The organism is Streptomyces coacervatus (assembly GCF_029223485.1).
Classification (GTDB): Bacteria; Actinomycetota; Actinomycetes; order Streptomycetales; family Streptomycetaceae; genus Streptomyces; species Streptomyces coacervatus.
Genome location: NZ_JARHTP010000012.1, coordinates 270,835 through 280,423, shown reverse-complemented (window position 1 = coordinate 280,423; position 9,589 = coordinate 270,835). Strand labels below are relative to the sequence as shown.

Here is a 9,589-nt window from a genome sequence, read left to right as displayed (position 1 = left end):
TGACGCGATGGCGAACGAGGACAAGCTCCGCGACTACCTCAAGCGGACCACCGCCGACCTGCGCCAGGCCCGCCGGCGGCTGCGCGAGGTCGAGGAGCGGAACCAGGAACCGATCGCCGTCGTGGCGATGAGCTGCCGCTACCCGGGCGGCGTCCGCACCCCGGAGGACCTGTGGCAGCTGGTCCTGAACGGCACCGATGCCATCGGACCGTTCCCCACCGACCGGGGCTGGGACGTCGACTCCCTCTACGACGCCGACCCCGACAAGGCGGGCTCCAGCTACGTAGGCGAAGGTGGATTCCTCTACGACGCCGGCCACTTCGACCCCGCTCTCTTCGGGATCTCGCCGCGTGAGGCGCTGGCGATGGATCCGCAGCAGCGGTTGCTGCTGGAGACGTCGTGGGAGGCGTTCGAGCGGGCGGGCGTCGACCCCACATCGCTGCGCGGCAGCCGTACGGCGGTGTTCGCCGGAGTCATGTACCACGACTACACGACTCGCCTGGACGAGATCCCCGAAGGCGTCGAGGGCTTCCTCGGCACCGGCAGCTCCGGCAGCATCGCCTCCGGCCGTGTCGCCTACACGTTCGGGCTGGAGGGTCCGGCGGTGACGGTGGACACCGCATGCTCGTCCTCGCTGGTCACCCTGCACATGGCGGTGCAGGCGCTGCGCGCCGGCGAGTGCGAACTGGCGCTCGCCGGCGGCGTCACGGTGATGGCGAGCCCGGCCACCTTCACCGAGTTCAGCCGGCAGCGCGGCCTCGCCGCCGACGGCCGCTGCAAGCCGTTCGCGGCCGCCGCCGACGGCACCGGCTGGGGCGAGGGCGTGGGCATGCTGCTTGTGGAGCGGCTGTCGGACGCCCGGAAGAACGGCCATCCGGTGCTGGCGGTGGTCCGTGGATCGGCGGTCAACCAGGACGGTGCGAGCAACGGCCTGACCGCACCGAACGGCCCTTCCCAGCAGCGCGTCATCCACCAGGCACTCACCAACGCCCGGCTGTCGGCCGACCAGGTCGACGCGGTCGAGGCGCACGGCACCGGTACGACGCTGGGTGACCCGATCGAGGCGCAGGCGCTGCTGGCCGCCTACGGCCAGGACCGCCCTGCGGACCGGCCGCTCCTGCTCGGCTCCATCAAGTCGAACATCGGCCACACGCAGGCCGCCGCGGGTGTCGCCGGAATCATCAAGATGATCCAGGCGATGCACCACGGCGTCCTCCCCAGGACGCTGCACATCGACGAGCCGACACCGCATGTCGACTGGTCGGCCGGCGCCGTCTCACTGCTGTCCGACACCGTTCCCTGGCCGGAGACCGGCGAGCCACGCCGAGCGGCCGTCTCCTCCTTCGGTTTCAGTGGGACGAATGCGCATGTGGTGGTGGAGCAGGCGCCGGTGGAGGAGGGGCTGGAGCCGGAGTCGGGGTCGGGGCACGTGCCGGTGGGTGTGCAGGGGTCGGGTCTGGTGGTTGGTGGGTGTGTGCCGTGGGTGCTGTCGGGTGGGAGTGCGGCGGCGTTGCGGGAGCAGGCGGGGCGGTTGCTGGGGTGGGTGGACGCGCATGGGGGTGTGCGTGCGGTGGATGTGGGTGTGTCGCTGGCGGTGGGGCGTGCGGGTCTGGAGCATCGTGCGGTGGTGGTGGGTGGTGAGGCTTCGGGGTTGTGTGCGGGGCTTGGTGCGGTGGCGGCGGGTTCGGTGGCGCCGGGTGTGGTGCAGGGGGTGAGTGCGGGGGGTAAGACGGTGTTCGTCTTCCCGGGTCAGGGCTCGCAGTGGGCGGGCATGGCCGCGCAGCTGCTGGACGCTTCGCCCGTGTTTGCTGCCCGGATCGATGAGTGCGCGGCGGCGCTGGAGTCGTTGACGGACTGGTCGTTGGTGGATGTGCTGCGGCAGGTGGAGGGTGCGCCGTCGTTGGAGCGGGTGGATGTGGTCCAGCCCGTGCTGTTCGCGGTGATGGTCTCGCTGGCCGAGGTGTGGCGGGCGGCGGGTGTGGAGCCGGCCGCGGTGCTGGGCCATTCCCAGGGGGAGATCGCCGCGGCCTGCGTCGCGGGCATCCTGAGCCTGGAGGACGCGGCGCGCGTGGTGGCGCTGCGCAGTCAGGCGATCGGCCGGGTGCTGGCCGGGCTGGGCGGCATGGTCTCGCTCGCCCTGCCGGTGGCGGCGGTGCGGGAGAGGATCGCGGTCTGGGGTGAGGAGCGGATTTCGGTGGCGGCGGTGAACGGGCCGTCGTCGGTGGTGGTCTCCGGTGAGCCGCAGGCCCTGGACGAGCTGCTGGCGGCCTGTGAGGCGGAGGGGGTCCGGGCGCGCCGGGTGCCGGTGGACTACGCCTCCCACTCCGCCCAAGTGGATTTGCTGCGTGAGGAGTTGCTGCAGCTCCTGGACGGCATCCAGCCCCAGCCTGCACGGGTGCCGTTCCTGTCGACGGTGACCGGCCGGTGGGTGCAGGGACCGGAGCTTTCGGCCGGGTACTGGTTTGAGAATCTGCGGCGCACGGTCGAACTCGACGCTGCGGTGCGCACACTGCTGGAGCAGGGCTTCGGTGCGTTCATCGAGTGCAGTGCGCATCCGGTGCTGGCGATGGGGGTGCAGGAGAGTGTCGAGGACACGGGCCGGCAGGCCGCTGTGGTCGGGACGCTGCGCCGTGACGACGGGGGAGCGGACCGATTCCTGGCCTCGCTGGGTGAGGCGTTCGTGCACGGGGTGTCGGTGGACTGGAGGGCGGTGTTCGCCGGGAGCGGTGCCCGCCGGGTCGACCTGCCCACCTACGCCTTCCAACACCAGAACTACTGGCTGGAATCCGGATCCGCCCCGGCCGCCCAAGACACCATCCCCACCGACTCCGGCGAAGCCCGCTTCTGGGAGGCGGTGGAGCGGGAGGACTGGGAGACGCTGGCTGCGGAGCTGGCGGTCGACGGGGATCAGCGGCTGAGTGAGGTGCTGCCCGCGCTGTCGTCCTGGCGGCGGCAGAGCCGTGAGACGTCGACCCTCGACGGGTGGCGGTACCGGGTCAACTGGAAGCCGCTGTCGGGCAGTTCGACAGCCCCACGGCTCTCCGGAACCTGGCTGGTCGTCGCCCCGGACGCGGACGGCACATGGACGGCGGGCGTCACTCGTACTCTCACCGCACGCGGCGCCGAGGTGCGGGTGCTGACGCCGACCACGACGGATCGGGCGGCACTGACGGACCTGCTCCGCGAGGAGCTCGGCGAGGGGGAGCCGGTCAGCGGGGTGCTGTCGCTGCTCGCCCTGGATGCCGGGCAGCCGCTGCACAGCTCTCTCGCTCTGGTGCAGGCCCTCGGCGACGCGGAAGTCACGGCACCGCTGTGGTGCGCCACCCGTGGCGCGGTCTCCGTCAACAAGGGCGACACACTCGACGATCCCGAGCAGGCGCTGGTCTGGGGCCTGGGCAGGGTGGCCGCCCTGGAGCACGGTGAGCGGTGGGGCGGCCTGCTCGACCTGCCGTCCGGGGAGGAGCCCGACGAGCGGGCGCTGAACCGACTTGCAGACGCGCTTGCGGCGGGCGGTGACGAGGATCAGCTCGCGCTGCGGTCCACGGGCGTGTTCGTACGGCGTCTGGTGCGGGCCCCGCTGGATCGCACCCCGGCGGTGCGTGACTGGCGGCCCGGTGGGACGGTGCTGGTCACCGGCGGTACCGGCGCGCTGGGCGCGCATGTGGCCCGGTGGCTGGCCGGCAACGGTGCCGGGCACCTGCTGCTGACCAGCCGCAGCGGCCCCGACGCCCCCGGCGCGGGCGCACTGCTCGAGGAACTCACCGCCCTGGGTGCCGAGGTGACGGTCGCGGCCTGCGACGTCGCCGACCGCACCGCCCTTGCCCGACTGCTGGCTGCGATACCGCAGGAGCGGCCGCTGACGGCGGTGGTGCACACTGCGGCCGTCCTGGACGACGGCGTCATCGAGGCGCTGACACCCGATCAGCTGGACCGGGTCCTGCGGGTCAAGGTCGAGGCGACCCGGCACCTGCACGAACTCACCAGGGACCTGGACCTGTCGGCGTTCGTGCTGTTCTCCTCCTTCGCCGCCACCTTCGGCGCCCCCGGCCAGGGCAACTACGCGCCCGGCAACGCCTTCCTCGACGCCTTCGCCCAGTACCGGCGCGACGCCGGGCTGACGGCGACGTCCGTGGCCTGGGGGCCGTGGGGCGACGGCGGCATGGCCGAAGGCGCGGTGGGCGACCGTATGCGCCGGCACGGTGTGCTCGAGATGGCACCCGAACTCGCGGTCACGGCCCTGGGCCACGCCCTCGACCGGGACGAGACGGCACTGACCGTCGCCGACATGGAGTGGAAGCGCTTCGTCCTCGCCTTCACTTCCGGCCGACCGCGTCCCCTGCTCGCCGACCTGCCCGAGGCACGCGCCGTGATGGACGGCATGCGTGCGGACGCCGAGGCCGACGCGGCCGGTGGCAGCGCGCTGCTCCAGCAGCTCGCGGGTCGGCCGGAGGCCGAACAGGAGCGTCTGATCCTGGAGTTGGTGCGTACCGCCGTGGCGTCCGTCCTCGGCTACGCCGGTGCGGAGGCGGTCGAGGCGGGCCGGGCCTTCAAGGAGCTCGGCTTCGACTCGCTCACCGCCGTCGAACTGCGCAACCGGCTCGGCGCCGCCACCGCGCTGAAGCTCCCGCCCACCCTCATCTTCGACTACCCCACCCCCACCGTGCTGGCGGGGTATCTGCGCGGCGAGCTTTCCGGTACGTCCGGCACGGTCGCCGCCCCGCTGCCGACCGTGGTCGCCGTCGCGGACGACGAGCCCATCGCCATTGTGGGGATGAGTTGTCGTTTCCCGGGTGATGTGCGGTCGCCGGAGGATCTGTGGCGGTTGTTGGTTTCGGGTGGGGATGCGTTGTCGGGGTTCCCGGTGGACCGGGGTTGGGATGTGGCGGGGTTGTACGACCCTGATCCGGATGCGCAGGGGACGTCGTATACGCGGGAGGGTGGTTTCCTGCGGGAGGCGACGCGTTTTGATCCGGGGTTCTTCGGGATCAGTCCGCGTGAGGCGTTGGCGATGGATCCGCAGCAGCGGTTGCTGTTGGAGACGTCGTGGGAGGCGTTCGAGCGGGCGGGGATCGACCCGGTGACGCTGCGTGGCACCCAGGCCGGTGTCTTCGTCGGCACCAACGGCTCCGACTACTCCATGGTCATGCAGGTCTCCGACACCGGATACGAGGGCCATCTGGCCACGGGCACGGCGGGCAGTGTCGTTTCCGGCCGTGTCGCCTACACGTTCGGGCTGGAGGGTCCGGCGGTGACCGTGGACACCGCGTGCTCGGCCTCGCTCGTCGCCCTCCACCTGGCGGTGCAGGCGCTGCGCAACGGCGAGTGCTCGCTCGCGCTCGCCGGCGGTGTCACGGTGATGTCGACGCCCGGCACCTTCATCGAGTTCAGCCGGCAGCGCGGGCTGTCCGCGGACGGCCGCTGCAAGGCCTTCTCCGCCGACGCCGACGGCTTCAGCCCGGCCGAGGGCGTCGGTCTGCTGGTGGTGGAGCGGCTGTCGGACGCCCGGAAGAACGGCCACCCCGTGCTGGCGGTGGTCCGTGGCTCGGCGATCAACCAGGACGGTGCGAGCAACGGTCTGACGGCGCCGAACGGCCCTTCCCAGCAGCGGGTGATCCGGCAGGCGCTGGCCAATGCCCGGCTGTCGTCCGCGGATGTCGACGCGGTCGAGGCGCACGGCACCGGTACGAGCCTGGGCGACCCGATCGAGGCGCAGGCGCTCCTGGCCACCTATGGGCAGGACCGTCCCGAAGACCGTCCGCTGCTGCTCGGCTCGGTGAAGTCCAACATTGGACACGCTCAGGCGGCCGCGGGTGTGGCGGGTGTGATGAAGATGGTGCTGGCGATGCGGCACGGTGTGCTCCCGCAGAGCCTGCACATCAACGAGCCGACCCCGCACGTCGACTGGTCCACCGGAGCCGTCGAACTGCTCACTCGGACCACCGAGTGGCCGCAGACCGACCGGCCGCGCCGCGCCGCCGTCTCCTCCTTCGGCTTCAGCGGCACCAACGCCCACACGGTTCTCGAAGAAGTCCCTCAGGACCAGGAGGAGCACCCCGACGACCCGCACGGCGACACCACCCTGCCCCTCACGGACGGCACGGTGCTGCCGTGGGTGCTGTCGGGCAGGACCGAGACGGCGCTGCGCGACCAGGCGCAGCGACTCCTGGACCACCTGGAGGAGCACGCCGACCTGGAGCCGGCCGACGTCGGTTCCTCCCTGGCGCTCACCCGTTCCGTGCTCGACCACAGGGCCGTGGTGATCGGCCGTGACCGAGCCGACTTCGTCGGCGGACTGCAGGCACTGACCCAGGAGCGAGCACTGCCCGGGCTCGTGCAGGGGTCGGGCACGGGGAGCAAGGGGGTGTTCCTCTTCCCCGGACAGGGGTCGCAATGGGTAGGCATGGCCTCCGCGTTGTTGGACGCTTCACCCGTGTTCGCTGCCCGGATCGATGAGTGCGCGGCGGCGCTGGACCCCTTCACGGACTGGTCGTTGGTGGATGTGCTGCGGCAGGTGCCGGGTGCGCCGTCGCTGGAGCGGGTGGATGTGGTCCAGCCCGCCCTGTTCGCGGTGATGGTCTCCCTGGCCGAGGTGTGGCGCTCGGCGGGTGTGGAGCCCGCCGCGGTGCTGGGCCATTCCCAGGGGGAGATCGCCGCGGCCTGCGTCGCGGGCATCCTGAGCCTGGAGGACGCGGCGCGCGTGGTGGCGCTGCGCAGTCAGGCGATCGGCCGGGTGCTGGCCGGGCTGGGCGGCATGGTCTCGCTCGCGCTGCCGGTGGCGGCGGTGCGGGAGAGGATCGCCGTCTGGGGCGAGGAGCGGATTTCGGTGGCGGCGGTGAACGGGCCGTCGTCGGTGGTGGTCTCCGGCGAGCCGCAGGCCCTGGACGAGCTGCTGGCCGCCTGTGAGAGCGACGGAGTGCGGGCGCGCCGGGTGCCGGTGGACTACGCCTCCCACTCCGCCCAAGTGGATTTGCTGCGTGAGGAGTTGCTGCAGCTCCTGGAGGGCATCCAGCCCCAGCCTGCACGGGTGCCGTTCCTGTCGACGGTGACCGGCCGGTGGGTGCAGGGACCGGAGCTTTCGGCCGGGTACTGGTTTGAGAATCTGCGGCGCACGGTCGAACTCGACGCTGCGGTGCGCACGCTGCTGGTGCAGGGCTTCGGTGCGTTCATCGAGTGCAGTGCGCATCCGGTGCTGGCGATGGGCGTGCAGGAGAGCGTCGAGGACACCGGCCGGCAGGCGGCCGTGGTGGGCACGCTGCGCCGGGATGACGGGGGAGCGGACCGGTTCCTGGCGTCGTTGGGTGAGGCGTTCGTGCACGGGGTGGCGGTGGACTGGAAGGCGGTGTTCGCCGGAACGGGTGCCCGCCGGGTCGACCTGCCCACCTACGCCTTCCAACACCAGAACTACTGGCCCGAGGCGTCCCCTCTAGAGACGGTCCCGGTGGTCTCGGCCGACCCGGCCGACGCCCTCTTCTGGGAGGCGGTCGAACGCGAGGACCTGCGGGCGCTGGCCGAGACGCTGGAACTCGCCGACGGAGAGCCCCTCGGCTCGGTGCTGCCCGCGCTCTCGTCCTGGCGACGGCAGAGCCGCGACCGGTCGACGGTCGACGGATGGCGCTACCGGATCACCTGGAAACCGCTCGCCGACGAACGCCCGGCGCGACTGACCGGCACCTGGCTGCTGGTGGTGCCCGAGACCGAGGCCGACGGCCAGTGGGCCGAGGCGGCGAACCGCATGCTCACCGAACGCGGAGCGAGCGTACGCACCTTGGTCCTGACCGAGTCCCACACCGAACGCAAGGTGCTCGCCGACCGGCTCGGCGAAGATGCCGTCGACGGTGTCTCGGGCGTCCTCTCCCTGCTGGCCTCAGCTCCCCACCCACAGGCTCTGCACGGCTCCCTCGCCTTGCTGCAGGCGCTGGGCGACACCGGCGTGACAGCACCGCTGTGGTGCGCCACGCACGGCGCGGTCGGCGTGGACGGCACCGACACGGTGACGGACCCGGAACAGGCCCTGCTGTGGGGATTCGGCCGCACCGCGGCCCTGGAGCACCCCGAGCGCTGGGGCGGTCTGGTCGACCTGCCGGAAACCCCCGACGAGCGGTCGCTGACGCGGCTCACGGCCGTGCTGGCCGGCAACCACGGCGAGGACCAGCTGGCGATCCGCGCCACCGGAGCGTTCGCCCGCCGACTGACCCGTGCCTCCCTGGCCGACACCGTGCCGACCCGTGACTGGCGGCCGCACGGCACGGTGCTGGTCACCGGCGGTACCGGCGCGCTGGGCGCGCATGTGGCCCGCTGGCTGGCCCGCAATGGTGCCGGGCACCTGCTGCTCACCAGCCGCAGCGGCCCCGACGCCCCCGGCGCCGGCGCACTGCGCGAGGAACTCACCGCCCTGGGCGCCGAGGTGACGGTCGCGGCCTGCGACGTCGCCGACCGCACCGCCCTCACCGGACTCCTCGCCGCAGTCCCCGCCGACCGGCCGCTCACCGCCGTCGTCCATGCCGCCGGCGTCCTCGACGACGGCGTCCTCGACGCGCTCACACCGGACCGCTTCGCCACCGTCCTCGGACCCAAGGCGGACGCCGCACGCAATCTGCACGAGCTCACCCGTGATCTCGAGCTCTCCGCGTTCGTGCTGTTCTCCGGTGTGGCCGGCACCCTCGGCGACGCCGGGCAGGCCAACTACGCTGCGGCCAACGCCTACTTGGACGCCCTTGCCGAACACCGCAGCGCCATGGGTCTGCCCGCCACCTCGATCGCCTGGGGACGTTGGGGCGACGGCGGCCTGGCCGCCGACGGCGCCATCGGCGACCGCCTCGACCGGGGCGGAGTGCCGGCCATGACGCCGCAGCTGGCGATCCGCGCGCTGCAGCAGGCGCTGGACCACGACGAGACCACGGTCGCCGTGGCCGACATCCAGTGGGACCGCTTCGCGCCCGGCTACACCGCCGTACGCCGCAGCCCGTTCATCGGTGAACTGCCCGAGGTACGGCGGCTCGAGCGGGCCGGCGCCTCCGACGAGGCCGCGGGAAGCGCGCCGTCGGCGGCCGAGGCACTGCGGCAGCGGCTCGCCGGAATGTCCCGGGCGGAGCAGTCCCTCGTGGTCCTCGAACTGGTCCGGACGCAGGCCGCCGCGGCGCTCGGCCACCCCTCGACCGCCGAGGTCGGTGCGTCACGTGCCTTCAAGGAACTCGGCTTCGACTCCCTGATCGCGCTCGAACTGCGCAACCGGCTGAACGCGGCGACCGGACTGCGCCTGCCGGCCACCCTGGTCTTCGACCACCCGACCCCGGCGGCGCTCGCCGACGTCCTGCGATCCGAGATCACACAGGACGACGGCGCGGCCGCGGCTCCCGGCATCACTGAACTGGAACGACTGGAGTCCGCCCTGTCGGTGCTGGACCCGGACGCGGAGACAAGGACCGACATCACGGCGCGGCTGCGGGCCCTGCTGGCGAAGTGGGAGGAGACCGAGCCCGGGTCCGCACCGGACGGCGAGGCGGTGGCGGGCCGGCTCCAAGAGGCGACGCCCGACGAGGTCTTCGCCTTCATCGAGAACGAGCTCGGAATTTAGCACTACAGCGTGCGC

The 9,589-nt window shown here is 72.3% G+C and carries 1 protein-coding gene; it reads left to right on the top strand.

Going from position 1 to position 9,589, the window contains the following annotated elements; all coding sequences use genetic code 11:
• Positions 1 to 7 precede the first annotated feature (7 nt).
• On the top strand, positions 8 to 9,574 hold the full coding sequence (locus P2Q00_RS29050; protein ID WP_275776008.1) for a type I polyketide synthase: 9,567 nt from the start codon (positions 8 to 10) through the stop codon (positions 9,572 to 9,574).
• Positions 9,575 to 9,589 lie beyond the last annotated feature (15 nt).

Bases quoted from the DNA above. Each gene is read 5' to 3' on its own strand.
- P2Q00_RS29050 (WP_275776008.1), top strand. From the start codon at position 8: ATGGCGAACGAGGACAAGCTCCGCGACTACCTCAAGCGGACCACCGCC.